This window comes from uncultured Cardiobacterium sp. (assembly GCF_938028825.1).
GTDB lineage: Bacteria > Pseudomonadota > Gammaproteobacteria > Cardiobacteriales > Cardiobacteriaceae > Cardiobacterium.
This window is the reverse complement of sequence record NZ_CALIZP010000045.1, coordinates 1-26,040: the sequence shown is the minus strand read 5'-3', so window position 1 is coordinate 26,040 and position 26,040 is coordinate 1. Positions and strand designations below refer to the sequence as shown.

Below are 26,040 nucleotides of genomic sequence, written 5' to 3'. Positions count from 1 at the left end.
AAATGCTGGCCTTGCCGCATAAAAAACCGCCCTTTCGGGCGGTTTTTTATTATGACGCGCATCGGCAGGATTATTCCGGGCGCATATGCGGGAAGAGGATGACATCACGGATGGAGGGCGCGCCGGTGAGCAGCATGACGAGACGGTCAATGCCGATGCCTTCGCCGGCGGTCGGCGGCATGCCGTATTCGAGGGCGCGGATGTAGTCGGCGTCGTAGTGCATGGCTTCGTCGTCGCCCGCGTCTTTGGCCGCTGCCTGGGCGCGGAAACGTTCGGCCTGGTCTTCGGCATCGTTGAGCTCGGAAAAGCCATTGGCGATTTCGCGCCCGCCGATGTAGAGCTCGAAGCGGTCGCAAATGTCGGGGTTGTCGTCGTTGCGGCGCGACAGCGGGGAATCAACCGCCGGATAGGCGGTGATGAAGGTCGGCTGGATGAGCCTGGTCTCGGCGGTTTCTTCGAAGAGCAGGGTGTGCAGGTGGCCGAGCGGGGTGTTGTCGTCCACTTTTTGTTTGTATTCGTCACGCAGAATGGCCGCAAGGGCAGCGGCGTCGTGCAGTTTTTCGCTGTATGCCGGGGCGTGGCGGCGGATGGCATCCAGCATGGTCAGGCGTTCGTAGGGCTGGTCAAGATCGATGGTTTCGCCGCCGGCGGTGATGTTCCGGTTATCCAGCACGTCGCGCTTGATGCCCCGGAAGAGGGTTTCGGTGAGGTTCATCAGGTCACGGTAGTCGGCGTAGGCCCAGTAGAATTCGAGCATGGTGAATTCGGGGTTGTGCCGTGTGGAGAGGCCTTCGTTGCGGAAGCTGCGGTTGATTTCAAAGACGCGCTCGAAGCCGCCGACGACGAGGCGTTTGAGGTAGAGTTCGGGGGCAATGCGCAGGTAGAGCGGCATGTCGAGCGCGTTGTGGTGCGTGATGAAGGGGCGGGCGGTGGCACCGCCGGGGATGGGGTGCATCATCGGGGTTTCGACTTCGAGGAAGGCGTGTTCTTCAAAGAAGCGGCGGATGTAGCGCACGATTTTGTTGCGGGTGAGGAAGATGGCGCGGCTGTCTTCATTCATGATGAGGTCAACGTAGCGCTGGCGGTAGCGGGTCTCCTGGTCGGTGAGGCCGTGGTATTTTTCCGGCAGCGGGCGCAGGGATTTGGTCAAGAGGCGGATGTCGCGCAGGTGGAGGCTGAGTTCGCCGGTCTGGGTGCGGAAGAGGTGGCCGTCGGCGGCGAGGGTATCGCCCACGTCCCAGGTTTTGAAGTCGGCGTAGCGGCCTTCGGGCAGGTCGTCGCGGCTGAGGTAGAGCTGGATGCGCGCACCGCTGCCGTCCTGGATTTCGCAGAAGCTGGCTTTGCCCATGACGCGTTTGCGCATCATGCGGCCGGCGACGGTGATGTCGCCCGCGTTACGCAGGGTGTCGGCGTCTTCGACGCTGTCGTAGGCGGCGTGCAGGGCGGCGGCGTTGTGGGTCGGGCGGGCGTCGTTGGGGAAGGCGACGCCGCGCGCGCGGATGGCGGCGAGTTTTTGCCGGCGTTCGGCGATGAGTTTGTTTTCGTCGGCGGGGGCGGTGTTCGGGGTGGTCATGCTTCTACTCCCTGTTTCAGGCTGGCTTGCAGGAATGGGTCGAGGGCGCCGTCGAGGACGGCCTGGGTGTTGCTGGTTTCATATCCGGTGCGCAGGTCCTTGATGCGCGACTGATCGAGAACGTAGGAACGGATCTGGTTGCCCCAGCCGATGTCGGATTTGTTGTCTTCGATGGCTTGCGCGCTGGCGCGGCGTTTTTGCAGTTCGAGGTCGTAGAGTTTGGCGCGCAGTTGCTTCATGCAGATGTCGCGGTTGACGTGCTGGCTGCGGTCTTGTTGCGACTGCACGACGATGCCGCTGGGGATGTGGGTGATGCGCACAGCGGATTCGGTGCGGTTGACGTGCTGGCCGCCCGCGCCGGAGGCGCGGTACACGTCGGTACGCAGGTCGGCGGGGTTGATGTCCACTTCAATGTTGTCGTCGATTTCCGGCGAGACGAAGACGGCGGCAAAGGAGGTGTGGCGGCGGTTGCCGGAATCAAAGGGCGATTTGCGCACGAGGCGGTGCACGCCGATTTCGGTGCGCAGCCAGCCGTAGGCGTATTCGCCGCTGAACTGGATGGTGGCGGATTTGATGCCGGCAACATCGCCGGGGGATTCTTCGATGAGCTCGGTTTTGTAGCCGCGCGCCTCGCCCCAGCGCAGGTACATGCGCAGCAGCATGGAGGCCCAGTCTTGCGCTTCGGTGCCGCCGGAACCCGCCTGAATGTCGAGGAAGGCGTTGTTGGCATCGAGTTCGCCCGCGAACATGCGGCGGAATTCGAGGTCTTCGATGTGTTTTTCGTGGCTGTCGATGTCGGCGATGGCGGCGTTGACGGTGGCTTCGTCGTCTTCGGCTTCGGCGAGTTCGATGAGGTCGAAGGCGTCTTGCAGCCCCCGTTTGATGGCATCCAGCCCTTGCACGACGTTGACGAGGGCGGCGCGTTCCTGGCCGAGTTTGGTGGCTTCTTCGGGGTTGTCCCAAATGCCGGGGCGTTCGAGTTCGCGTTCGACTTCTTCGAGACGTTCGGCTTTTACGGCGTAGTCAAAGATACCCCCTGAGCGCCGCCTCGCGCGCTTGCAGGTCTTTGATGCGTTCGTAGGTGAGGTTGAGTTCCATAGTGCGATCTGCCTGTATTGTAAAAAGCGCCGCATTATAAGGGATTGGGACGCACCGCTTCCATGCGCGGAGAGTTTACGGAAACATAATCCGCGCCCGCCTTTCACGTCTTGATTTATCCATTTAGAATACGAGGCGTTATTAATTGACCCATTTATTGAGGATTTGTTGATGAAACGCACTTTATTCGCCCCGCTGCTCACTGCCGGATTCATGCTGACCGCTCCCCAGGCAAATGCCTTGTATGACGGCTGGTTCGATACCTATTTTGCCGAAGCCGCTTTCGATACCACGCTTCGCCAAAACCAGCGCAATCATGAAAACTGGTACGGCAATTCCGGTGGCGGCAAGGCCGCAGCCCCTGCCGCTGCCCAAAAAGGAGTCGCCAAATACAGGAATGACAACAGCATCACCGAAGAAATCGACGCCAAAATGATTGACGCCTTGCGCCAGCATTTGCAGAGCATCGGCAAATACAGCGAAGACAGCGAACAGCAGCTCACCCAGTTGCAAAACAGCTACCTTATCTCGCGGGTAAAAAATGCGCTGTTGTCAGATGGTTATGATGCAAATAGCGTTGCGACTGCCATGGCGTATGTAACGGCCATCAATTACGGCATTGCCAGGAATCTGGATTTGGCCGCCGTGAAAGCGCACCCGATGGTCGAACAGATACAGGCCGCGATGGATAAAGACAGCTATCTGCAACATCTCTCCGATGCCGACAAACAGCGGATAGCGGATACGTATTACTGGATTGGCAGCCTGCAAATGGCCATGTATATGGAAGCCGCCAATGCCGGCAATCAGCAGGCGTTAAATGATTTGACGAAAGAGGCCAATGACGTATTGACGTCTTTCGGCCTCAGCACCGCACAAATCCGGGAAGGCAGCAACGGTCTGGAAATCCATCGCTGAAGAATGTTTCCCGCTATCCGTTGTCATTAACGACAGCAATAAGAAAGCCCCGTGTAACGGGGCTTTCTTTTTATCAGACTCGGAAAAAAGTAGGACGAACGGCATCAGTGCTTATCCGCGCCTGCCGCATCCGCCTGTCAACTGCGAGCGGGAAAGTATTGGCCAACCATGTCTGCTGCCTGTTGCAGCCAGTCTTCCCGCGTTTGCCGGTCGCTGTCGGCGACGACCCGGAACATGAGGCGGTCGAAGGTGTGAACGCCGCAGAAGGCGAAGATGCAGTCTTTCCAGATACGTTCCAGCGGGTCGCCGAAGACCTCGTGTTCGCGCTGCTCAGGGGTGTTTGAGGTGTTGAAAACCAGCGCCGCTTTGGCCGGCAACAGGCCGATGGGCAGGCCGCCGCCGTTGTCGCCGACGGGGAAGGTGTAGGCGACGTGTTCCCGCAGAACGCGGTCCACCCAGCCTTTGAGGATGGCGGGCGGCTGCCCCCACCAGTTCGGGTGGACAATGATGATGCCGTGCGCGCGGGCAATTTCTTCCTGGTGTTGCCGCAGGAGCGGGTCGCTGCTGTCGTCCGCAACCAGCTCCTGCCCGCTGATGAGCGGGTTGAAGCCTTCCCGGTAAAGATCGTGAAAATGGACGCTGTAGCCGTTCTGTTGCAGTGTCGCGATGACGGTCGCCGCGATGGCGGCGTTCAGGCTGTGGTCATAGGGATGGGCAAGAATGACGCTGACAGGTTGCATGGGGTCTCCTGCGGGATGGGTTAGGCGCTTTTTGCCGCCGTGTGCTTGGTGTGACAGCGCGCGCATTCGCCGGACAGCACCAGCGGGCCATCCTGCACGGTAAAGCCGCGTTCGCGGCAGAAGGCGAGCAGGATGTCCACCGGTTCTTGCGCGGTGAGTTCTTCGGTGGTGCCGCAGACGGTGCAGTTCAGGATGACGCTGGTGTGTTCTTCGCCAAAGTGGCTGCAAATGACGTAGCCGTTCAGCGATTCGGCGCGGTGCAGCACGCCGATATGCACGAAGAAATCGAGGGCGCGATAGACGGTCGGCGGCGCGGCGCTGCGTTTGCTTTTTTGCAGGTCGGCGAGGATTTCGTAAGCCTTGACCACGTTCGGGTAGTCAAGGACGAGTTCGAGCACCTGTTTGCGGATGGGGGTGAGGCGGGCGCCGTTTCTGATGCAATATTGCTCAATTTGGCGGACGATGGCGTTCTTCTGGTTTTTATTCATGCGGGAGGTGGGCTTGGTGATGGGAACGGAAGCCGCTAGGACGCCTGCGCTTTGCGGCGGTACACCCAAACGTGGGCGGGCGGGAAATTCAGCCAGGCGTAGTTGACCTTTTCGGCGCAAATGTCGGCTGCTTCCGGCAGGTGCAGCGGCGAGCGCTGGCCGTAGGTGAACTGCACCAGCACGTTGGCGGGATCCTCGCGCAGGGCGGCGAAAAATATTGCTTCGATGCCGTGCGCGATGTCCGGCGGCAGCGAGCGGAACGGCAGGGAAGAGACGATGGTTTTCGGTTGCGGATGCGTCCATATGTCCAGTTGTTCAACGCCACCACGGCGGATGGTGCTGCCCTTGAAGCGGTCACGCAGGCGGCGGGCGAGGCGCGGGTTGAGCTCATTGATAATCAGGCGTTCGCGGGGGAAATGGGCGACCAGTTCGCGGGTAATCGCCCCCGTCCCCGCCCCCGCTTCGATCACGATGCTTTCCGGATGCCCGTAATCCTGCGCGGTGCGGCGCATGGCGCGGGCGAGGGCACGGGAAGACGGAATGATGCTGCCCACCCCTTTCGGGTGCCGGATGAATTCATAGGAAAATCCGGCGGTTTCTTTCACCAGATTGGCGATTTTGCGGTTTCTCGTCATAAAAGATCCTGTTGATGAAGCGGTTACGCACGAATCATACGCGCGCAGGCACAATGAAACCAGCGCCGGGCCGATAACCATGCGGTTTTCCGGCAATCAGGCGGGGGCCTGCCGGTCAATCACATTCCTCATTTCAAAACTCGAATGCACATTCATCACGCCCGGAATGCGGCTCAATTTGCCCAGCAGGAAGGATTCAAACGATTCCATGCCGCTGACCAGCACCTGCAACAGATAATCCTCGGCACGGCCGGTGACAATGCTCATCCGCACCACTTCGGGAAAGGACTTGACCTGCTCCTCAAAGGCGGCAAAGCGTTCCGGCGTATGGCTGTCCAGCGTGACGGCGATGAACACGCTCAGGCCGAAACCAAGGGCGTTGCGGTTGAGCACCGCGCGGTAGCCTTCGATAATGCCCGCTTCTTCCAGGCGGCGCACCCGCCGCGCACACGGCGTCGGCGACAAATTGACCGCCTCGGCCAGTGCCAGATTATTGATGCGGCCGTTGACCGACAGGATGCGCAGGATCTTGCGGTCAATCTCATCCAGCATAAAGTGATTTTCGCTCATAAAAATCCTGATAGTGGTGAAAAAAGCTCATTATACCGACAAAACGCGCGATAAAAAGTGAAAAAACACCGCTAACAGCTACTATAATGCGCCGCCTGTATCACAAAGGACATCACCATGAGCCGCTTCAATCATCAAAAATACCGCCCTTTCGCCTTCGCCCCGCATCTGCCCGACCGCACCTGGCCGGACAAAACCATCACCAAAGCCCCGACCTGGGTCAGCGTTGATTTGCGCGACGGCAACCAGGCGCTGATCGACCCGATGACCATCGAACAAAAACTGCGCTTTTTTCAGCTTCTGGTGGACTGCGGTTTCAAGGAAATCGAAATCGGCTTTCCCTCCGCCTCGCAAATCGAATACGACTTCACCCGCCTGCTCATCGAAGGCGGCCACATCCCCGACGACGTGACCATCCAGGTGCTGGTACAGGCGCGTGAACACCTCATCGACCGCACCTTCGAATCCCTGCGCGGCGTCAAGCGCGCCATCGTCCACCTGTACAACCCCACCTCGCGCGTACAGCGGGAAAAAGTCTATGAAAAAAGCAAAGAAGACATCACCGCTATCGCCGTCGCGGGCGCGACCCTGCTGCAAGAACGCGCCGCGCGTTACCCGGACAGCGAGTGGATCTTCGAATACTCGCCGGAAAGCTTCTCGCAGACTGAAACCGACTTCGCCGTTGCCGTTTGCGAAGCCGTCTGCCGGGTGTGGCAACCGTGGGCGGGGCGCAAAGTCATCCTCAACCTGCCGAATACCGTCGAAGCCTGCACCCCGAACCGCTACGCCGACCAGATTGAATATTTCTGCCGCCACCTCGGCTGCCGCGAGCACATCACCCTCAGCGTGCACACCCACAATGACCGGGGCTGCGCCGTCGCCGCAGGCGAACTCGCCGTCATGGCGGGGGCGGATCGCGTCGAAGGCACCCTGCTCGGCAACGGCGAACGCACCGGCAATATGGACATCATGGTCATGGCGATGAATCTCTACTCGCAGGGCGTTGACCCCGAACTCGATTTCAGCCGCATGAACGACATCGTGCGCATCGTCAGCGAATGCAACAATCTGCCCGTGCATCCGCGCCACCCTTACATCGGCGAACTCGTCTTCACCGCCTTCTCCGGCTCGCATCAGGACGCCATCAAAAAATCGCTGGAAAAACCGCAGGAAGACGGCATCTGGGACATCGCCTATCTGCCCATTGACCCGCTCGACATCGGCCGCAGCTATCAGGATGTGGTGCGCATCAACAGCCAGTCGGGCAAAGGCGGCGTCGCCTACATCCTCGCGCGCGACTACGGCCTGAATGTGCCGCGCTGGCTGCAAATCGACTTCGCCCAGCACGTCCAGAAAGAAAGCGAACGCACCCAAAAAGAACTGAGCAGCCGGGACATCATCACCCTCTTTGAAGACAGCTACCTGCACGACAGCCCGCTGCATCTGGACGACTACGCCATCCGCCGCCTCGAACGGCAGGACCACCACCTCGAAGCGAACCTCACCCGCACCGACGGCAGCAGCATCATCCTCAAAGGCCACGGCGGCGGGGCGATGGGCGCCTTCATCGACGCCCTGCAACAACACAGCGGCAAGCGCATCAGCGTTGCCAACTACGCCGAACACGCGATGAGCAAAACCACCGACGCCCAGGCGGTCGCCTACGTGCAGCTCATGATTGACGACGCACTGCACACCGGCATCGCATACAGCCAGGACACCGTCAGCGCCATGCTGCGCGCGACCCTGGTCGCGGCGGGGCACATCCTGTAATGCCCATCCCGAAAACGAAGTGCTCGGCACAGGCCGGGATTGGCATCAGTATTCCCGCCCGTTGATGATGACCAGCAGTTGGCACAAATGAGGCGCGCCGCCGGGCAGTTCCCGGGCGGCACGCCATGCATCGACGCTGTGTGCGGCAAGTGCGGCCCGGGCGGCATCGAGCCCCAACAGCGCGGGATAGGTGTTTTTGCCCCGGGTGGCGTCCTTGCCTGCCGTTTTGCCGAGCGTGGCACTATCGGCAGTCACATCCAGAATGTCATCGGCAATCTGGTAGGCAATGCCGAGGGCGGTACCGAGGGTGTCGAGAGTCGGGCGGTGTTTGTCGTAGCAGGCGGCGGGAATGGCGCCGCAGTGCAGCGCGGCGCGGATCAGGGCACCGGTTTTACCGTGATGTACCGCTTGCAGTTCCTCCGGGGTCAGCCGCTTGCCGGTGGCGGCGATGTCGCGCATTTGCCCGCCGACCATGCCGCGCCAACCGGCGGCGTCCGCCAGAACACGGATTTGTGCGACCTGGGCGGCAGGCGGCAGCGGGCTTGCTGCGAGCAGCGCGAAGGCAAGGGTATTGAGCGCGTCGCCGGCGAGGATGGCGGTGGCTTCGTCAAAGGCTTTGTGCGTGCTGGGGCGGCCACGGCGCAGGTCATCGTCATCCATTGCCGGCAGGTCGTCGTGGATGAGCGAGTAGGCGTGCAGTGCTTCCAGGGCGCAGGCGGCAGCATCCGCCGCATCCGGCGACACGGCGAAATCCTCTGCCGCCGCATACACCAGCGCGGCACGCAACCGTTTGCCGCCGCCAAGGGCGGCATAACGCATCGCATCGGCAAGGCGTTCACCGGCGGGCGGCAGGCGGGCGGCGAGGGCGGTTTCGAGGCGGGACTGATAGGCGGCGAGCAGGTCGGACATGGGTGGTGGCGCGGTTGGTAGGGACGGCGGATTGTACTGGAAATGCGTCGCCGCCCCTACCGTTGCCCGCTTTTTTACGTTATCTTGCCGAACCCGATTTTTTATGGAATGCACCATGCAACCTTTAGATGATTTGCGCATTGCCGCCATTGAAGAACTGATTCCCCCCTTCGCGCTGCTGGAACGCCATCCGCTGACCGAAAGCGCGGCCGCAACGGTTGACGCCGCCCGAGAGGTCATCCACGGCATCCTTGACGGCACGGACGACCGCCTGCTGGTGGTTATCGGCCCCTGCTCGATTCATGATGTGGATGCCGCACATGAATATGCCGCCCGCCTGCGCCCGTTGAGTGAGCGTTACCGCGAACAACTGCTCATCGTGATGCGTGTTTATTTCGAGAAACCGCGCACTACCATGGGCTGGAAGGGGCTGCTCAATGATCCTTATCTTGACGGCTCCTTTGCCATCAACGAAGGGCTTGCCATCGGGCGCAAGCTGCTGCTGGACCTGGCCGAAGCGGGCATTCCCGCCGCTGTCGAGTATCTTGATGTCATCATCCCGCAGTACATCGCTGATCTGGTCAGCTGGGGGGCTATCGGTGCCCGCACCACAGAGAGCCAGATACACCGCCAGCTGGCCTCAGGTCTTTCCTGCCCTATCGGCTTCAAGAACGGCACTAACGGCGACGTGCAAATTGCGGTAGATGCCATCGTCTCGGCGCGCTGTGCGCACAGTTTCCTCGGCGCCACGAAAAGCGGACACGCCGCCATCGTTACCACCCACGGCAATAAGGATTGCCACCTCATCCTGCGCGGCGGCAACAAGGGCCCGAATTACGACGCCGCACACGTCAAGGCTGCCGTTGCCACCCTCGCCGCCGCGCATGTGCCGCAGAACGTGATGGTGGATTGCAGCCACGCCAACAGCAACAAGCAGCACCTGCGGCAGATGACGGTTGCGGCCAGCGTCGCGGCGCAGATTGCCGCCGGCAACCGCCACATCATCGGCCTGATGGCGGAGAGCAATCTGGTCGAAGGCGCGCAGAAACTCGAAGCGGGCAAACCGCTTGTGTACGGGCAGAGCATCACCGATCCCTGCATCGGCTGGGACGACACGGAGAAGATGCTGGCACTGCTGGCGGATGCCGTGGCCGAACGGCAGCGGAAAGCGCCGCAATAGGTACCGCCTGCCATGCATACGCATAATGAAAGACGCTGCCCGCCGCAGCGTCTTTTTTTGTGCCGCCACGCTGTGTGGTTTGCCTTTTTCACCATACTGGCGGCAGCTCCCAGAGAAAGCGGAGATTGTCATGGCGACGAACGGCACACAAGACGCTGCCCCGGCGACTGCGGTGCTGTACGTCCGCTGGCGGAAGAGATACCGGCGATATGCAAAGGCGCAAGCCGGATTGCGGCACAGATTTTTGGGTGGTGACCTGAAAAGTATGCCGGGCTGGACAATGCCATAGTTGATGTAGTGAAAAGCTAGATTAAAGACCTTGAAGTGGTAGAGCAATTTCTTTGAAAAAAAACAGGTTTTCCTCACAATCCGCTTGATCCGGTTGTCTCAGACGGCAATGATTGCCTTCAATTCCCACCGTATATTTCTTGCCAATATTCGATTTTTCACTGCCGAATACTTCAACAAAACTCTGCCACTTATCCATTGCGATATTCCCATAAGTAATCCTTAGATCGTTTAAACGTGCTTCCAATTCCCTTACTGTGGTAATATCCCGTTTCCCCCGGGCATAAGCCACTATCTCGCCGCTACCACGGTCATAAGCATAAATAAGCCATACCTTGTTCTTTTTGCTGCCGACGAAAGTCCAGATCTCGTCAATCTCTAAAGTATCATAATGATTTTTCTTAGGAAGGACATGATGTTGTGACGTTTTTAGCACCTTCTGCACCTTGTACCTGCTGCATCCTGTTATTGCGGAAATATCACGAATGCCACAATTACGAACCGGCATTTTGAGGATAATTTTAATAATGTTTGAACGATATCCAATATAGGTCAAATTATGGTCGCCAATAAATTGACGACAGCAATCTTTGCAGAGGTAATTTTGTTTGCCGTAGCGCTTGGTGCCATTTTTCTTTATACTCTGCCCATGGCAACGGGGGCAACAGAGTGTTAATTGTATTTTCACAGACACAACATAACGCATCTGCCCGTTGCCTTTTTAGTTTCTGCTTACCGACACCAGTGTCAGCATACTTTTTAGAACACCACCAAAAAATGAAGTTCCCCGAATGAAGCTGGTTATAGTCGTTTCAAATAGGACTGAGACAAGGCGGCGAGCCGAAGACCGTACAGATAGTACGGCGAGGCGAGCTAACACCGTATCAGTTCTAGTTGAAACGACTATACGTAAAAACCTTCCCCCGTTTGCAAAGGCATTCGCCCATCTCGCAGGGAGGCACCTATACCTGTCTGCCTGAGGGTTAGCCTGCCACGACGTGGCGGTTCAGATCGATACAGCGGGGGAAGAGGGTCTTGATCGGCGGCTGGTGACTGATGGCAAGGCACAGGGTGTGCGGCAGTGTTTCGTGCAGGGTCTGCATGAGGGTGCGGGCGACGGCATCGTCGAGCTGGTTCGTCGCCTCATCCAGGAGGAGGATGTGCGGGCGGGTGATGAGGGCGCGGGCGAGGCTGATGCGCTGCTGTTCGCCGCCGGAGAGGATGCGCTGCCATTCTGCTTCGTCATCAAGGCGGGCGGCGAGGCGGTCGAGGCCGACTTGTTGCAGCGCGGCGGTGAGGCGTTCGTCCGCGATGCTGTCGCGTGCGGGGTAGCAGAGGATGGCGCGCAGGGTGTCCTGTGGCAGGTAGGGGCGCTGCGGCAGGGTGAGGATGCCGCGCGCGGGCAGGCGGTAATGCCCCCGGTAGTGTGGCCAGATGCCCGCCAGGGTACGCAGCAGGGTGGTTTTTCCGATGCCGCTGGCGCCGTCGAGCAGCAGACGTTCGGGGGCGGTGGCGTGTAGGTTGAGGTTGCCGAGCAGCGGGCGGCCGTCGGCGCTGTCGATGCAGAGGTTTTCCGTGGTGATGCTGTCGTCGCCGCTGTCGGTGGCGGGATGTTTGGCGGCGGGCAGTTGTTCCAGCGCGTCCTGAAAGCGGGCGAGGCGCTCGATGACTGCCGCCCAGACGATGAGCTGTTTGTAGCTGTCGAGGAACCAGCCGAAGCCGTCCTGCACGCGGGCGAAGGAGGCGCGGGTCTGCATGATGTCACCGAAGGTGAGGGTTTTGGCGAGATACATCGGCAGGGTGGCGAAGATGGGGATGAAGATGCTGATGCGGATGTAGCTGGCGGTGAAGGTGCTGAACATGAGTTCGCGGTTGATGAGGGCGCGCCAGTTGGTCTTGATGTGCTCGAAGCGCTGTTGCAGGCGGGCTTCTTCCGCCGCTTCGCCGCGATAGAGGGCGATTTGTTCGCTGTGGTCGCGCACGCGCAGCAGGGTGGCGCGGTAGTCGGCTTCGCGGTGCTGGCGCTCGACGTTGAGCGCTTGCAGTTTGTGGCCGATGAGGTGGCCGATGAGGGTGGTGATGAGCGAGTAGGCGAGCGCGACCCAGACGAGGTAGCCGTGGATGGTGAAGCTGTAACCGGCGATGGTGAAGGTCTGCACGCCGGAAAGCCCCCAGAGGATGCCGAGGTAGGTGACGAGGGTCACGCTTTTCTGGATGAAACTGCGCAGGAGGTCGAGGGTCTGTTCAGCGAGCAGGGCGATGTCTTCGGCGATGCGCTGGTCGGGGTTGTCCGGTTCTGCGCCTTGTTGCAGGCGGTAGTGTCTGTGTTCTGCCAGCCAGGCGTGCTGGAAGTCGCGGCTCATCTGTTCGCGCCAGCGGATGCGCAGCACTTTGCGCAGCCATTCGCCGCTGACGATGAAGGTGACGAGGAGGGCGAGGTAGCCGAGGTATTCGGCGGCAAGCGCGGGCAGGATGGCGCCGTTGAAATCGGCGAGGGCGTCGTAGAAGCGCTTGTCCCAGCGGACGATCCACACGCCGATGAGGATGAGGAGGAGGGTGCAGGCGGTGTCGGCGGCAAGCAGCCCCCAGGCGGGCAGGCTGCGGCGGGTGAACCAGTAGGGGGCGATGAGGCGGAGGAAGCGGGCGAGGGTTTTCATGATGACGGGCGTGGTCGGAGGCGGCAAAAAACCGCGCCGGAGCGCGGTGTCGGGTTATTTGACATTGAGCGGGATGCGTTTGCTCACCGTCCTGCCTTCGGGCGGGGCGGCGTAGCGGCCGACGCTGCGCACGGCATCGAGGATGAGGTCGTCGATTTGCCGCACGCCCGAACTCTGCTCAATGCGGATGTTGCTGAACGCGCCGCTCGCCTGGATGTCGAAGGCGACCACAGCGGTGCCGCGTTCGCGGATGCGGCCCTTGCGTTTGGCGACGGCACCGGCGATGCGCTGTTGCAGGCCCTGGTTGTAGTTTTTCGTGGTGATTTCACCGCCGGGTTTGCCGCCGACCCTGCCGTCCGGCGAGCCGCCGCGTCCGGCACCGGCATCCGGGCGGGCGTTCGGCGTTTGTCCCTGTCCGTAAGTGGATGACGGCACGGGCGGGGCGATGCTGACCCGCGCCGGCGGCGGGGTGAAGACGGGGCGTTCGCGCACTTCGGAGGCGGGTTCGCGCGGCTCCGGCTCCGGTTTCGGCTTCGGTTTTTCTTTGGGCTTGGGCTTTTCTTTCGGTTTTTCTTTTTTCGGTTTGGGCTTTTCTTTGGGCGGTTCTTTTTTCGGTGGCGGTTTTTTTTCGATTTCGACCGGCGCGGGTGTTTCTTCGACAACCGGCTCGGGCTCGGGTTCGGGCAGGATTTCCGGTTCGGGTTCGGGGGGCGGCGGCGGTGGGGGAGGTGGCGGCGGCGCGGCCGGTTCGGGTTCGGGGGCGTATTCGGCCCATTCCCAGTTGAGGATTTCCGGGGTGATGACGGCAGGCGGCGGGTCTTGCCGGTAGATCCAGACACCGCCGGCGACAATGCCCGCATGCACGGCAAGCGAGACAACGAAGCCGGTGATGCTGGCGGCGCGGCTGTATCCGGCCATGTCAGTGTTCCCCGGCCGGGATGGAGAGGACGGCGACGCGGAATTTTTTGCCTTTGAGCATGTCCTGCACGGTGATGAAGTGCTGGAAGGGTGTGTCGGCGTCGATTTTCAGGGTCACGCGCTGGTTCTCCTGCCAGCCGTCCACGGTGGTTTTCAGCGCTTCCGTGCCGATTTTCTGCTCGCTCTGCCCGCCGTCTTTGAGGTAATAGATGCCGTCCTTGTCGATGGTGATGAGTTTCAGGGTGTCTTCGGCTTCGAGTTTGGTCGGCTCTTTCGAGGTCGGCAGGTTGACCTCGATTTTGCCCTGGGCGATGAAGCTCGCCGTCATCAGCACGATGGTGAGCAGCACCAGCATGATGTCGATGAACGGGATGACGTTGATCTGGTCAAATTTTTTCATTGTTGTATCCCGCCTGGTAGGACTGCCATTTGGCACGGCGCACTTCGACTTTGCGCGAGAGCAGGTTGTAAAACATGATGGACGGGATGGCGACGAGGATGCCGAAGGCGGTCGCTTTCAGCGCCATGGCGAGGCCGATCATGATTTGCGCGGCGTCGATGTTGCCGCCGTGCTGCCCCATGTCGTAGAAGGTGATGAGGATGCCGGTCACGGTGCCGAGCAGGCCGACGTAGGGCGCGTTCGAGCCGATGGTATAGATGGGGGTGAGGTTGCGTTCGAGGGCGATGTCGAGTTCGTGGATGTTGGGGTAGCGGCGCACATCGAGGCGGGCGAAGAAGATGTAGCGCTCGACGACTTTCCACAGCATGATGAGGCTCATCAGGCCGAGGGTGCCGAGGATGATGTAATCGACGTGTGCTTTGAGAAATTCCATGGTCGGGATGCTCCGGTGAGTAAAAAGGGCTTGCACTATACCCACCCCCCTATGTCATGTAAATACGAGGGATTATTGTTTGTTGCCTGACACCGCACGCCCTGCGCAAAAAGAAAGCAGGGAAAATTTCTCTTTTGTGAACACGGGGTAAGCCTCCGTCTGCCGGAGTTATGCACAGCTTTTGTGGATAACCGCAGGCGGCAAAGGCGTGGCCGATGCGCTGGCAGGCCCGCGTCTTGCGGCATCAGTTTGCCCGGCCCGGCGTACGGCGCAACCGCCGGGCGAAGAGTTCAAGGACGTGCAGCATCAGTTGGCGGTCGTCTTCAGCGAGGTTGGCGATGCTGCTGTGGATGTGGTGCGTCTTGTCGAAGAGGCGCGGGCTACCTTCGGCGAGCAGGTCGGCGGCAGTGCAGTGGAAGATTTCCGCCAGTTCGAGCAGGCGCATGACGTTGGGCATGATCAGGCCGCGCTCCATGCGCGAGACGGCCTCGTTGCCGATGTGCAGCAGTTCCGCCACCTGTTCCTGGGTGAGACCGCTTTCCTGGCGGTATTTGGCGATGGCGCGGCCGATGCGGCGGTTGATTTCTTCGTGGTTCAGGTTCATTTTTCTGTCCTTTTCTGGTCTTTGCGGGTTGAATGCTCAACCTTTCTGACGGAACGGTTAAGGACTTTTTGGTGTGGTTGGTCATCTTTTCAGTTTGTGCTTTCGGTGTACAATGCGGCGGCACCTGTCGCCATGTCACCACGTCACGCGTGGTTTTCTTTTTATTTCCGCCGGTTACGACCAAGGAGCCGCCCATGATTTTCCTTACCGCCGTGGAAAGCGTCCTGTCCATCGTATTGCTGATTGCGCTGGGCTTTGTGCTGCGCCGACGCGGCTGGTTTGCCGACGACTTCGCCGCCAACATCTCGCGGCTGATTATGCACATCGCCCTGCCGGCCTCGATTTTCGTCTCGGTGCTGACGTATCTTCACCGCGACCAGCTTGCCGCGTTGTCGGACGGCCTGGTTTACGGCGCGGCATCGCTGCTGCTCGGCTATCCGGCGGCCTGGCTGATGGTGAAGGCGTTGCGGGTGCGTGCCGGGCGGCGTGGCGTCTTTATCAACACCATCGTCAATGCCAACACGATTTTCATCGGCCTGCCGCTCAATGTGGCGCTGTTCGGCGACGCAGCCATGCCCTATTTCTTGGTTTATTACGTCCTGAATACGGTATCCACTTGGGCGTTCGGCGTCTTCCTGATTGCAAACGACCCGCTGCCGGGACAAGAACCCGCGCCGCAGAAAAAATTTGAGTGGAAGAAACTGCTACCCGCGCCGCTCCTGGGCTTTCTGCTGGCGATGGTATTCCTGCTGGCCGATATACCGGTGCCGTCTTTCATGCACGCCACCCTCGGCTATCTCGGCGCAACGGTCACACCGCTCTCGCTTCTCTATATCGGCATCACCCTGAGCGATGCAGGACTCGCCAGCATCCGCTTCGATCGCGATACCAGCGCCGCGCTGCTGGGCAAATTTGTTTTCGCGCCGCTGTTGATGCTCGCCCTGATTTATTGCGGCAGGCATTGGCTGCCGCTGCCTGCGGCGGAAGCCAAAACTTTGATTGTGCAGTCGTCCGTATCCGCATTGGCTGTCTTGCCGATTCTCGCCAACGAAGCCGGGGGCGACGTGCGTTTCGCCACCAACGTCGTCACCACCAGCACGCTGCTGTTTATGGTGGTGGTGCCGCTGGTGGACTGGCTGCTGGCATGGCTGCCCCTTTGAACCCCTTTCCCAACCATCATAGGAGACCACTATGAGCAACACCCCCGCCATCCTGCAAAACCCGCTGACCAACAAAGGCACGGCATTCACGCCGGAAGAACGCGCGAAATACGGCCTTACCGGCCGCCTGCCCGTCGCCGTGGAAACGCTCGACCAGCAGGCGGCGCGCGCCTATCGCCAGTTTGCATCCTTTGCGAAGGACATGGAGAAATACATCTTTCTCGACCAGTTGCACAACCGCAACGAGGTGCTCTACTACAAGCTGCTCACCGACCATCTCGCCGAAATGCTGCCGATTGTTTATGACCCGACCGTCGGCGAGGCGATTAAACAATGGAGCCGCGATTACCGCCGCTCGCGCGCCGTCTATCTCGATGTGAACCATCCGGAGAACATCCGCGCGGCGTTCGCAACGCTGGGCCTCGGTGCGGACGACGTGGATTTGCTGGTGGTGTCGGACGCGGAGGAAATCCTCGGCATCGGCGACTGGGGCGTGAACGGCACGGATATTTCCGTCGGCAAGCTGGCGGTGTACACCGCTGCGGCGGGCATCCACCCCGCGCGCACCATCGCCGTCAACCTTGACGTCGGCACTGACAACGAGGCGCTGCTCAACGACCCCGCCTATCTCGGCAACCGTCACGCCCGCGTGCGCGGCGCACGCTACGACGCGCTGATTGCCGAATATCTGAAAACTGCCGCCGAAATGTTCCCCAACGCGCTGCTGCATTTTGAAGACTTCGGCCCATCCAACGCCCGCCGCATCCTGGTGCAGAACCGCGACCAATACCGCATCTTCAACGACGATATGCAGGGCACGGGCGCGATTGTGATGGCCGCCGTCTTCTCCGGCCTGAAAGTGACCAAACAGACGTTTGCCGAACAGCGGCTGGTGGTGTACGGCGCGGGCACGGCGGGCACCGGCATGGCGGATCAAATCAGCGCGGCGATGCAGCGCGACGGCCTCTCGCGCGCAGAGGCAAAAAAACGGGTGTGGCTGATTGACCGCCACGGTCTCGTGACCGACGACATGGCCGACCTGCCCGACTACCAGCAAGAATACGCCCGCCCCGCCGCCGAAGTCGCCGCCTGGGCGAAAACGGACGGCAACATCGGCCTGCTCGAAGTCATCAAGCAGGTGAAGCCGACCATCCTGATCGGCACCTCCACCGACCACGGTGCCTTTACCGAGGCCGTCATCAAAGCGCTGTGCGCGGGCGTCGCGCGCCCCATCCTGCTGCCGCTCTCCAACCCGACCGAACGCATCGAAGTGATGCCCGCCGACGCCGTGCAATGGTCGGACGGCAAGGCGCTGATCGCCGTCGGCATCCCCGTACCGCCCGTGCCGTACAAAGGCGTGAACTACGTCATCGGCCAGGCCAACAACGCCATGCTTTACCCCGGCCTCGGCCTCGGCGTCATCGTCTCCGGCGCAAGCCGCGTGACCGACGGCATGCTGCTCGCTGCCGCCGAAGCCGTCGCCTCGCAGGTCAACCCGCAGGACGTGGGCGCGTCGCTCCTGCCGCCGGTGGACAACCTGCGCGCCTCCTCCGCCACCGTCGCGGTCGCCGTCGCCAAACAGGCGGAAAAAGACGGCGTCGCCAGCAAACAGGCGGACAACTGGGTGCAGGCGGTGCAGGACGCGATGTGGCAGCCTGTCTATTCATGAAATACAGCGGGCGGCAGCCCGCCCCTCCCCCTTTCTTTTGCCATTCCACAGGAAAAACCCATGAAAAAACACGAACTGCTCCTCGCGGGCATCCTCTCGCTCATCGGCGGCCTGCTCGCCTGGTTCAACCCCTTCGCGGCGACGCTCGCCATCGAACAACTCACCGGCTGGTGCTTCCTGCTCGCCGCGCTGACCATCCTCTACGCCGCCCGGCACGAACCCCCCGGCCAACTGCGCCGCGTGACCTGCCTCATCGGCATCACCTACCTGCTGCTCGGCATCTACCTCATCGCCCGCCCGCTGCAAGGCATGATCGCCCTGACCGTCCTCTGCGCCCTTCTCCTCCTGCTCGCCGGGCTTTTCCGCCTGACCCTTGCCTTCCGCTACCTCGCCGGCAACCCGCGCTGGGTGATGGCCGTCTCCGGCACCATCTCGCTGCTGCTGGCGCTGTGCATCATCAGCGGCTTCCCGGCCACCGCCGGCTTCACCCTCGGCATCTTCCTCGCCATCGAACTGCTGACCAACGGCGTCGCGCTCATCATCTGGTCGTGGCAACGCGGATAAACCGCTGCCGGGCTTTTTGCCAACAGAACGGGCGGGCTTCAAGCCCACCTGTTTCATACTTGCCGTACTCATTTGTACCGCCTGCGGCGGCGCGCCTTGTTACGGCTTCTTGGCTATTGACTATAACCCATCCCGGAAAATCATCTGAGTGGGTTGGCACTTCTCGCCAACACCGTATCCATTTGAAACGACTATATTTACAGCCACCGGCGCGCTTTTCACCGGGCCGCGCGCCACGCCCGTGCCGCTGGGATAGTGCAGGCGGCGACGGTTTTGTCCTCTTCGCGGACTATCGAGATGTATAGAGACCCACGGGGAAGGGTTCTTCCCGTGGTTGTGTCGCTTGGCGTTATCCGGCGATGTCGGCGTCTTCGTATGCGCCGTCGGCGCCGATGCTGACCGTGATGACGTGCCCCCAGAAGATGCTGTCGTCGTTGAACCAGGCGGTGAAGCTGCCGTCTTCGCCGATGGTGATTTCTTCCAGGCGGATGCGGCGGGTAAAGGCGGCTTCGCTGAGGCCGGGGTCGCCGTTTTCCGCGTCTGCCTGCCATGCGCGCGCGGTATCGAGGAGGGCGTGCGCGGCGTGGGCAGTGAGGCGGTCATGCCATGCTTGCGGCGCGGCGGTGAGGCGGCGCAGGGTGGCAATGGCGGCGGCGGTGGGGCGTGCCTGTTCGTCGTCGCCATCGAGTGCGAAGCGGATGGTCTGCCCCGGCCAGTCGCCTTCGCCGTTGTAGGTATGGAAATTTTTGTCCAGCGTGAAGGAGGCAAAGGGCGCTTCTTGCCAAATGACGGGTTGCCGGTAAGCGGCGCGGATGGTTTCGAGGTCGCTGTCGGCCACGTCTGCGGCGAGGATGTCCAGCAGCAGGAAGTCGTGCGGCGCGGTTTTGTGCGGGCAGACGCGCAGGCGGTAGAGGGTGAGGTCGCGGAAGCGGGGGCGGTCGTCGCTGTTGAGTTCGGCATCGTTTGCCGGCCAGGAAACGCTGCCTTCTTCGTGGTGCAGTTGGCCGCCGTCTTTGTAGGCGAGGATGTCGCAGTTGGCAGACCAGATGAGCGCTTTGCCCGCCCTGCCCGCCCCTTCGCAGCCTTCGCTGCTGAGAATGGCGATTTCCCGGGCTTCGTCGCGGTAGAGGGCGGTGAAGACGGCGCGTTCTTGTTGTTCCCGGGTGTTCATGGGCGTTTCGGTGTGGGTGGGTTGATGGGGCGGCGGTTCAGTAGAAGTCGTAGTAGAGCAGCCAGTCGCCGCTTGCTGCGTTGCGGGCGAACATGAGGCTGCCGCTGTCGATGACGTTGAAGCCCGCTTTTTCGTCGCTGCTTATTTGCAGGACGTATTCGTAGCCGGGCTGGAATGCGAGACCGATGCCGCTTTGGGCGAAGGAGGGGTAGCCGCCGAGTTTGTGGGTGTAGGCGTGCTCGTCGTCATGGCGGATGTCTTTGAAGTAGTCAAGGGTATTTTCGTCGGCGGGGTTGGGGTATTCGGGACTGAGGGCGCAGATTTGGTTTTCGATGTCGGGCGGGATGCCGCCGCCGTCCCAGAGCGGCATATTGATGGCGTGGTATTCGGCTTTGAGCGGGAAGGGTTTGGGCCAGTTTTGTTCGGGGTAGGGGTGATGGATGAGGGGGTCGGCAGCGGTGTATTCGCGGATGAGCCAGCCGTTGCCGTTGCGCCCGGGGTCGGTGCGCCACATGGTGTCACCGCGCAGTGAGGCGGGGGCGGCGAGCCATTCGGGATGCGGGTATTCTTCCAGCGGCGGGATGTCGTCGCCGATGAAGAGGGTGAGCCAGGTGAGGTGGCGCAGTTGTGCGGGGATGCAGGGCAGGCCGGGCAGGTGGATTTGTGCCAGCGGGTAGAGCGGCTTGCCGTTGGCGTCTTGCGGTTGGTCGGTTTCGTCGGGGCGGCAGATGTACACGCGACCAAGCCAGCCTCCGCGGTCGCTGTGGGTCGGGCGGAAGCCGCCGGTGGTGAAGGCGGTGCAGGGGCGGGCAAGTCTGGCGCGGATGTCGGCGATTTGGGCGGCGATGGCGGGGGTTTTGCTCATGCGGGACTCCGGTGTGGGTTGGGGTGCCGGTGAGGCGGGATGTGCGTAATTGCCCCGCCCGACGCGTCAGGTTTGGGCGGTAAAGCCGTCGTCCGTCAGGGTGATGTTGCCCGCTTCTATGGCGCGCAGCCAGTTGACGGTGGTCTCGAAGCCGCCGAGCGGGTAGAAGTGCAGTTTGCGGATGGCGTTGTCGGGGTGGGTTTTGCGGTAGGCGGCGAGGTCGGTGAGGAGTTTGTCCGGAGTGCTGATGCCCATGAGGCGGCGGATGTTGCGCCCGTTTTTCCACAGGAAGCTGATGGATTGGCCGATGCCGCAGGCCTGGGCGTGGCGGATGAGCGATGTGGTGCCGGCGACGCCGGGGATGCCGATGTGTACGGGCAGGGTAATGTCGCGCGCGCGCAGGTGGTCAAGCCAGGCGGTGATGGGCGCGATCTGGAAGCAGAATTGGGTGGTGAGGTAGTAGTCGTGCGGGTAGGTGAGCGCGTAGCCCTGTTTTTGGGCTTCGGCGGCTTCCTGTTCAGCTTTGGGGATGTCGGGTGAGCCTTCGGGGTGGCCGGCAAAACCGATGTGCTCGAAGGGGTAGGTTTGCAGGATGCCGGTTTTCATCAGGTCTTTGACGCTGCCGTAGGGGCCGAGCGGCTCTTTGGCACCGCCGGCGAGGACGAGGATGCGGCGGATGCCGAGGGCGGTGATGCGGTCGAGGGTGTGGCGCAGTTCGTCTTCGCTTGCGATGTTGCGCAGGGCGAGGTGCGGCACGGCCTGCATGTGCTGGCTTTGCAGTTGGGCGCAGGCGTCAAGGCTGTCGCTGATTTTGTGCCCGCGCAGGTTGGGGACGTACACTTCGGTGCCGGGAGCGAGCCAGGGACGGATGTCGCCGATTTGGCGCAGGGTTTTGGGGACGATTTCGATGCTGTATTGGTAGATGAGTTGTTGCAGGTCGGTTTTGTCGATGTTCATGGGCGCGGACTCAGGGGGCGAGGCGGGCAATGTCCCAGCCGTTTTCGGTGCGGGTGTAGCGGAAGCGGTCGTGCAGGCGGTTGGGTTGGCCCTGCCAGTATTCGATGGCATGCGGGCGGATGCGGTAGCCGCCCCAGAAGTCGGGCAGCGGGATGTCGCCGTGGGCGAATTTGGCTTTCATGCGCTCCCATTGTTGCATGAGCAGTTGGCGCGAGCTGATGACCTGGCTTTGTGGCGAGGTCCAGGCACCAAGCTGGCTGCCTTTGGGGCGCGAGAGGAAGTATTTGAGGGTTTGTTCGCGTGAGACTTTTTCGACGCTACCTTCAATTTTTACTTGGCGTTGCAGGGCGAACCAGGGGAAATGCATGGAAACGCGCGGGTTGGCGGCGATTTCCTGCGCTTTGCGGCTGTCGTAGTTGGTGTAGAAGACGAAGCCGTCGGCGTCGAAGTATTTGAGCAGGACGGCGCGCTGCGAGGGCTGGCCGTCGGCGGATACGGTGCTGAGGACGAAGCCGTTGGCTTCGGCGATGCCGCTGGCAAGGGCTTCGCTGAACCAGCGCTCGAATTGCCGGATGGGGTCGTCATGCAGGTCAGCGCGTTCGAGCGGCGGGTGGTCGGCGAAGTCTTTTCGGATGTTGCCGATGTCCATGTTCACTCCCCCTTGGTGAGTTTGGCAAAGGCTTGGTCTGCGGCGGTGAGGGTCGCGTCAATCACGGCGGCATTGTGCTGGCTGCCGGTGAAGATGGCTTCGAAGGCAGACGGCGCGAGGTTCACACCGGCATCGAGCATGTGGTGGAAGAAGCGGGCGAAGCGGGCGGTGTCGCTGCGTTTGACGGCTTCGAGGTTGTCAATGCGTTCTTCGCTGCTGAAAAAGAGGCCGAGCATGCCGCAAAGGTGATTAACGACGAGCGGGATGCCGTGCGCACGGGCGCGGTCAAGCAGGCCGTCGGCCAGCGCTGTGGTGTGTTCGCTGAGGCGTTGGTAAAACGCAGGGTCGTCAGTGAGGCTGAGGCTGACGATACCGGCGGCGACGGATACAGGGTTGCCGGACAGCGTTCCGGCCTGATAAACGCCGCCAAGCGGGGCAAGCTGTTCCATGATGGCGCGTCGCCCGCCGAAGGCACCCACCGGCATCCCGCCACCGATAATTTTGCCGAGGGTGACGAGGTCGGCCTCAATGCCGTAATACTCTTGTGCGCCGCTGCGGGCGACGCGGAAACCGGTCATCACTTCGTCAAAAATCAGCACGACGCCGTGCGCGCTGCACAGGCGGCGTAGGGTATGCAAAAAGGCAGGGTCGGGCGGGACGCAGCTCATATTGCCGGCGACGGGTTCGACGATGACGGCGGCGAGGCGGTCGCCGTAGTCGGCAAATGCCTGTTCCAGCGCGGGGATGTCGTTATACGGCGCAGTCAGGGTGTGTTGTGCGTAGGCGGCGGGGACACCGGGCGAATCCGGCACGCCGAGGGTGAGTGCACCGGAACCGGCGGCGACGAGCAGGCCGTCGCTGTGACCGTGATAGCAACCGGCGAATTTCAAAAAATCACTGCGGCCAGTGTAGCCGCGCGCAAGGCGAATGGCGCTCATCGTCGCTTCCGTGCCGGAATTGCACAGGCGCACCATCTCCACCGCCGGCACACGGGCAACGATGGCTTCGGCAAGCGCCGTTTCTGCTTCCGTCGGCGCGCCGAAGCCGAAACCGCGTGTCGCCGCTTCCTGTACCGCACGGACAATGGCCGGGTGGGCATGGCCGACAATAGCCGGACCATACGAGCCGACATAGTCAATATAGCGTTTGTCGTCCACATCAAAAATATAAGGCCCTTCGGCTCTGGCGATAAAGCGTGGCGTACCGCCGACACTGCGGAAAGCGCGGACGGGCGAATTGACCCCGCCCGGAATAACCTTTTGCGCGGCGAGAAAAGCATCTTGCGACGACATGGAAAGTACCTCGAAAACAGGAAAGGGCAGCATTATGGAAGCACGGCAGGGGGATTACAACCACAGGCCCGGAAGGCCCTGTCGCAGGGGAAAAGTCATTGACAAAATTAAAGAAAAAGGGCAATATCCGCGCCCTCTTTTACCCCTTTTTCATTGATTATTTAGGAGAAATATCTTGGCTAATACAGCACAAGCAAAAAAACGCGTCCGCCAGTCCGAAAAAGCCCGCGCCCGTAACGCCAGCCAGCGTTCCGCCATGCGTACTGCCGTGAAAAAACTGCTGCGCACCATCGAAGGTGGCGACAAGAGCGCCATGCAGGCCGTTTTCATCGAAACTTCTTCCGCGCTGGACCGCGCTGCACGTAAGGGCCTCATCCACAAAAATAAAGCGGCCCGCCTGAAAAGCCGTCTGAGCGCCCGCATCAAGGCTGTTGCCACCTGATTGCTACCGCTTCCCCAAAACCCGCTCCTATGGCGGGTTTTTATTTGTCGAGATATTGCCATGCAGGACGAAAAAAAATCTCCCCCCCTCACGTCAGAGAACCCCGCCGCCGCCTTCAAAGGCACGAAAAGTGGCATTGGTCGCCTTTTTAATGCCCTGCGCTACTCGCTGGACGGCATAAAGGCCGCCATCGAAGAAGCGGGCTTCCGCGAACTGCTGATGCTGCATACGGTACTGCTTATCCTGCTGATTTTCCTGCCCTTCCCGCTGACGCAGAAAATGCTGCTCGTCTTCGCCTCGGGCGCATCGCTTGTCACCGAACTACTCAACACTGCGCTGGAAGCAGCGGTTGACCATACCTCGACCGCCATCCACCCGCTTGCCAAACGTGCCAAAGACGCAGGCTCGGCGGCGCAATACACCTGCCTGACCTTCGTCGCCATCTTGTGGGCAATAGCGTTGTATGGGGCGTATAGCTGATCAGGGTCTGTTGACACTCAGCGTTGCGGCAGGCGACCTGCCCGCCCTGCGGCAGGTTCTTTTTTGCTTTTGTTATCAACACGCCGCACCAACCGCCGATTTTCGCAGTTGCAAATGGCGGCTGGCGCGCGGCGGGGCAATCAAAGCAGGGCTTCTGCCGATTCCGGCAGGATTTGCCCGCCGTCGATGATGAGGGTTTGCCCGGTGATATAAGCCGCTTCACGGCTGGCAAGGAAGCAGGCGGCGTAGCCGATGTCCTGCGGGGTGCCGAGGGTGTGGGTCGGGATGGCGGCGCGCATCTGGTTGAGGTAGGTATCGCCCTGGGCGAGCAGACCCTCGCTCAGGATGTTGCCGGGCATGACGGCGTTGATGGTGATGCCGAAGCGGGCGTATTCAAGGGCGACGCTGCGCATGAAGCCGAGTTGTCCCGCCTTGCTGGCACCGTAATGACTCCAGCCGGGAAAGCCGGTCACCGGGCCGGTGATGGACGAGGTGATGACGATGCGCCCGTAACCGCGCGGCTGCATCACCGCCAGCGCCGCCTGCACCATGAAGAAAGTGCCTTTGAGGTTGATGCCGTGGGTTTCGTCCCAGTCCGCTTCCGTCATCTCTGCCAGGGTTTTCTGCGGAAAGATGCCGGTATTCGAGCAGAGGATGTCGAGTTGGCCGAACTTTTCTGCCACGGCTTGCACGGCGGCATGGCAGCTCGCCTGTGCACGGACATCGACGTATTGGTAATGGGCACCCAGTTCGGCAGCGGTAGCGGTGCCGTGTTCGCGATCGATGTCGGCAATGGTGATGGTCGCCCCCGCCTGTTGCAGGACGGCGGCAATGCCTTTGCCGATGCCTTTGGCGGCGCCGGTAATCAGGGCGGTTTGGCCGCGCAGGGAAAAGAGATGCATAAGGCGCTCCCGTTGCTGTGAATTTGTGCAGATTATAGTAATGTTCTTCACAGCAAACGGTGTTTCCCGTTTGTTAATGTGGTTTCCGGATTTCCGCAGGCACGGATTCCGCCCTTCCCGGCGACATGATGCAAACAAAAAAAATCGGCGTAATGGACAAATTTCATGCTAAAAATCGTTGTAGCCCTTACGCTGTAAGGCTTTACGCGGGGTCAAAACCTTTGAACACAAAAAATGCTTTTTCTGCGGCGCCAAACAGGTCAAGAAAAACGGGCATCGTGACAACGGAAAACAGCAATACCGTTGCGGCTCCTGTAAGCGCCATTTCATAGGGGGCCAACGCCTTAATCCCAACACCCTTTGGCAGTGCTACAGCGAAGGCAAGCAAAGCGCCGCACAGCTTGCCGCGCAGCACGGATGCAGCCTCAAAACCATCCGCCGTCACCTCGCCAAAGCCGCTACACAGGCCGAATGCGCGCTGCCACAGGCACCCGTGAACCTCATCATGGACACCACTTATTTCGGCCGAAAATGGGGCGTCATGGTCCTCTACGACGCTTGTAGCAAGCACGCCTTGACGGTCGTGGCAGTTGAGCGGGAAACCAACGCGCTTTACATGCAGGCGGTCGCGGCGTTGCGAGAAAAAGGCATTGTGATACAAAGCATTATCTGCGATGGCAAAAGCGGTTTGCTGGGTTCGTTCCT

Annotated in this window: 27 protein-coding genes and 1 pseudogene; 8 read left to right on the top strand and 20 right to left on the bottom strand. The window is 60.9% G+C overall.

Translation table 11 applies throughout. The features are described 5' to 3' along the window. Positions 1 to 70: 70 nt before the first annotated feature. Positions 71 to 1,573, bottom strand: a complete 1,503-nt coding sequence (lysS, locus tag Q0562_RS06955; RefSeq protein ID WP_298642952.1) for a lysine--tRNA ligase — start codon at positions 1,571 to 1,573, stop codon at positions 71 to 73. Beyond that, positions 1,570 to 2,671, bottom strand: a protein-coding gene (gene prfB, locus Q0562_RS06950; protein WP_298642950.1) for a peptide chain release factor 2 whose coding sequence is annotated in 2 segments (ribosomal slippage) — positions 1,570 to 2,598 and positions 2,600 to 2,671 — 1,101 coding nt in all. Because the reading frame shifts where the segments join, the coding sequence is not laid out codon by codon here. The genes lysS and prfB overlap by 4 nt, the downstream gene beginning before the upstream one ends. A gap of 171 nt (positions 2,672 to 2,842) precedes the next feature. Here prfB and Q0562_RS06945 point away from each other — a divergent pair. Beyond that, positions 2,843 to 3,589 (top strand): DUF6683 family protein, encoded by a 747-nt coding sequence (locus tag Q0562_RS06945; protein WP_298642947.1) that lies wholly within the window; start codon positions 2,843 to 2,845, stop codon positions 3,587 to 3,589. A gap of 137 nt (positions 3,590 to 3,726) precedes the next feature. Here the strand turns inward: Q0562_RS06945 and Q0562_RS06940 are convergent, their stop codons facing one another. The 4 genes from Q0562_RS06940 to Q0562_RS06925 form a co-directional block, all read right to left on the bottom strand. Further along, positions 3,727 to 4,329 (bottom strand): NAD(P)H-dependent oxidoreductase, encoded by a 603-nt coding sequence (locus tag Q0562_RS06940; protein WP_298642945.1) that lies wholly within the window; start codon positions 4,327 to 4,329, stop codon positions 3,727 to 3,729. A 20-nt stretch (positions 4,330 to 4,349) separates the two neighbouring features. Continuing rightward, positions 4,350 to 4,817 (bottom strand): transcriptional repressor, encoded by a 468-nt coding sequence (locus Q0562_RS06935; protein ID WP_298642942.1) that lies wholly within the window; start codon positions 4,815 to 4,817, stop codon positions 4,350 to 4,352. Between the two features lie 35 nt (positions 4,818 to 4,852). Beyond that, complete coding sequence (locus tag Q0562_RS06930) at positions 4,853 to 5,452, bottom strand: phospholipid methyltransferase (RefSeq protein ID WP_298642940.1); 600 nt, start codon at positions 5,450 to 5,452, stop codon at positions 4,853 to 4,855. Between the two features lie 96 nt (positions 5,453 to 5,548). Next, positions 5,549 to 6,022: an Lrp/AsnC family transcriptional regulator gene (locus Q0562_RS06925; RefSeq protein WP_366144724.1), complete on the bottom strand. Its 474-nt coding sequence runs from the start codon at positions 6,020 to 6,022 to the stop codon at positions 5,549 to 5,551. Positions 6,023 to 6,139: 117 nt separating this feature from the next. On the opposite strand from Q0562_RS06925, the gene leuA reads away from it, so the two are divergent. Further along, positions 6,140 to 7,795, top strand: a complete 1,656-nt coding sequence (gene leuA, locus Q0562_RS06920; protein ID WP_298642935.1) for a 2-isopropylmalate synthase — start codon at positions 6,140 to 6,142, stop codon at positions 7,793 to 7,795. Between the two features lie 45 nt (positions 7,796 to 7,840). Here the strand turns inward: leuA and Q0562_RS06915 are convergent, their stop codons facing one another. Further along, on the bottom strand, positions 7,841 to 8,704 hold the full coding sequence (locus tag Q0562_RS06915) for a polyprenyl synthetase family protein (protein ID WP_298642932.1): 864 nt from the start codon (positions 8,702 to 8,704) through the stop codon (positions 7,841 to 7,843). Between the two features lie 115 nt (positions 8,705 to 8,819). Here Q0562_RS06915 and Q0562_RS06910 point away from each other — a divergent pair, with 115 nt between their 5' ends. Further along, positions 8,820 to 9,884: a 3-deoxy-7-phosphoheptulonate synthase gene (locus tag Q0562_RS06910; RefSeq protein WP_298642931.1), complete on the top strand. Its 1,065-nt coding sequence runs from the start codon at positions 8,820 to 8,822 to the stop codon at positions 9,882 to 9,884. 276 nt (positions 9,885 to 10,160) lie between these two features. Here Q0562_RS06910 and Q0562_RS06905 read toward each other — a convergent pair. The 6 genes and pseudogenes from Q0562_RS06905 to Q0562_RS06880 form a co-directional block, all read right to left on the bottom strand. Continuing rightward, positions 10,161 to 10,860, bottom strand: a pseudogene (locus tag Q0562_RS06905) (IS1 family transposase); the annotation flags it as partial. Positions 10,861 to 11,155: 295 nt separating this feature from the next. Continuing rightward, entirely contained in the window at positions 11,156 to 12,829 is a 1,674-nt protein-coding gene (locus Q0562_RS06900; RefSeq protein WP_298642928.1) for an ABC transporter ATP-binding protein/permease, read from the bottom strand. Between the two features lie 54 nt (positions 12,830 to 12,883). Then, entirely contained in the window at positions 12,884 to 13,747 is an 864-nt protein-coding gene (locus Q0562_RS06895; protein WP_298642926.1) for an energy transducer TonB, read from the bottom strand. 1 nt (position 13,748) lies between these two features. After that, a complete protein-coding gene (locus Q0562_RS06890) occupies positions 13,749 to 14,147 on the bottom strand; it encodes a biopolymer transporter ExbD (RefSeq protein WP_298642924.1) in 399 nt (132 codons plus the stop codon). Beyond that, on the bottom strand, positions 14,134 to 14,580 hold the full coding sequence (exbB, locus tag Q0562_RS06885; protein ID WP_298642921.1) for a TonB-system energizer ExbB: 447 nt from the start codon (positions 14,578 to 14,580) through the stop codon (positions 14,134 to 14,136). Before exbB ends, Q0562_RS06890 begins: the two co-directional genes overlap by 14 nt. Positions 14,581 to 14,824: 244 nt before the next feature. Then, positions 14,825 to 15,184 (bottom strand): helix-turn-helix transcriptional regulator, encoded by a 360-nt coding sequence (locus Q0562_RS06880; RefSeq protein ID WP_298642919.1) that lies wholly within the window; start codon positions 15,182 to 15,184, stop codon positions 14,825 to 14,827. 194 nt (positions 15,185 to 15,378) lie between these two features. Between Q0562_RS06880 and Q0562_RS06875 the strand changes: the two genes are divergently transcribed. From Q0562_RS06875 to Q0562_RS06865, 3 genes are read left to right on the top strand one after another with little or no spacing between them, the layout of a single operon-like run. Further along, positions 15,379 to 16,344, top strand: a complete 966-nt coding sequence (locus tag Q0562_RS06875; RefSeq protein WP_298642916.1) for an AEC family transporter — start codon at positions 15,379 to 15,381, stop codon at positions 16,342 to 16,344. Between the two features lie 31 nt (positions 16,345 to 16,375). Continuing rightward, positions 16,376 to 18,013 carry an NAD-dependent malic enzyme gene (locus Q0562_RS06870; protein ID WP_298642914.1) on the top strand — a complete coding sequence of 546 codons (1,638 nt, stop codon included), beginning with the start codon at positions 16,376 to 16,378 and terminating at the stop codon, positions 18,011 to 18,013. Positions 18,014 to 18,073: 60 nt separating this feature from the next. Beyond that, entirely contained in the window at positions 18,074 to 18,577 is a 504-nt protein-coding gene (locus Q0562_RS06865; protein ID WP_298642911.1) for a DUF308 domain-containing protein, read from the top strand. A 349-nt stretch (positions 18,578 to 18,926) separates the two neighbouring features. Here the strand turns inward: Q0562_RS06865 and Q0562_RS06860 are convergent, their stop codons facing one another. The 5 genes from Q0562_RS06860 to hemL all read right to left on the bottom strand — a co-directional run bounded on the left by Q0562_RS06860 (position 18,927) and on the right by hemL (position 23,511). Next, positions 18,927 to 19,748 carry a DUF2262 domain-containing protein gene (locus Q0562_RS06860; RefSeq protein ID WP_298642909.1) on the bottom strand — a complete coding sequence of 274 codons (822 nt, stop codon included), beginning with the start codon at positions 19,746 to 19,748 and terminating at the stop codon, positions 18,927 to 18,929. Positions 19,749 to 19,785: 37 nt separating this feature from the next. Further along, positions 19,786 to 20,613 (bottom strand): DUF1963 domain-containing protein, encoded by an 828-nt coding sequence (locus Q0562_RS06855; protein WP_298642906.1) that lies wholly within the window; start codon positions 20,611 to 20,613, stop codon positions 19,786 to 19,788. Between the two features lie 66 nt (positions 20,614 to 20,679). Continuing rightward, positions 20,680 to 21,570, bottom strand: coding sequence for a methylenetetrahydrofolate reductase (locus tag Q0562_RS06850; RefSeq protein ID WP_298642903.1), 891 nt, complete (start codon positions 21,568 to 21,570; stop codon positions 20,680 to 20,682). A 10-nt stretch (positions 21,571 to 21,580) separates the two neighbouring features. Then, complete coding sequence (pdxH, locus tag Q0562_RS06845) at positions 21,581 to 22,219, bottom strand: pyridoxamine 5'-phosphate oxidase (protein ID WP_298642901.1); 639 nt, start codon at positions 22,217 to 22,219, stop codon at positions 21,581 to 21,583. Positions 22,220 to 22,221: 2 nt separating this feature from the next. Next, positions 22,222 to 23,511, bottom strand: coding sequence for a glutamate-1-semialdehyde 2,1-aminomutase (gene hemL, locus Q0562_RS06840; protein WP_298642992.1), 1,290 nt, complete (start codon positions 23,509 to 23,511; stop codon positions 22,222 to 22,224). Positions 23,512 to 23,686: 175 nt separating this feature from the next. Between hemL and rpsT the strand changes: the two genes are divergently transcribed. Together rpsT and Q0562_RS06830 are read left to right on the top strand one after the other, a co-directional pair. Beyond that, the gene (gene rpsT / locus Q0562_RS06835) at positions 23,687 to 23,953 is read left to right on the top strand and encodes a 30S ribosomal protein S20 (RefSeq protein ID WP_298642899.1); all 267 of its coding nucleotides are present in this window, start codon (positions 23,687 to 23,689) and stop codon (positions 23,951 to 23,953) included. A 60-nt stretch (positions 23,954 to 24,013) separates the two neighbouring features. Continuing rightward, entirely contained in the window at positions 24,014 to 24,433 is a 420-nt protein-coding gene (locus tag Q0562_RS06830; protein ID WP_298642897.1) for a diacylglycerol kinase, read from the top strand. Between the two features lie 140 nt (positions 24,434 to 24,573). Here the strand turns inward: Q0562_RS06830 and fabG are convergent, their stop codons facing one another. Both fabG and Q0562_RS06820 read right to left on the bottom strand, forming a co-directional pair. Next, positions 24,574 to 25,335 (bottom strand): 3-oxoacyl-ACP reductase FabG, encoded by a 762-nt coding sequence (gene fabG, locus Q0562_RS06825; RefSeq protein ID WP_298642894.1) that lies wholly within the window; start codon positions 25,333 to 25,335, stop codon positions 24,574 to 24,576. Between the two features lie 202 nt (positions 25,336 to 25,537). Next, on the bottom strand, positions 25,538 to 26,040 hold a 503-nt coding region (locus Q0562_RS06820; protein WP_298642892.1), incomplete at its 5' end, for a hypothetical protein.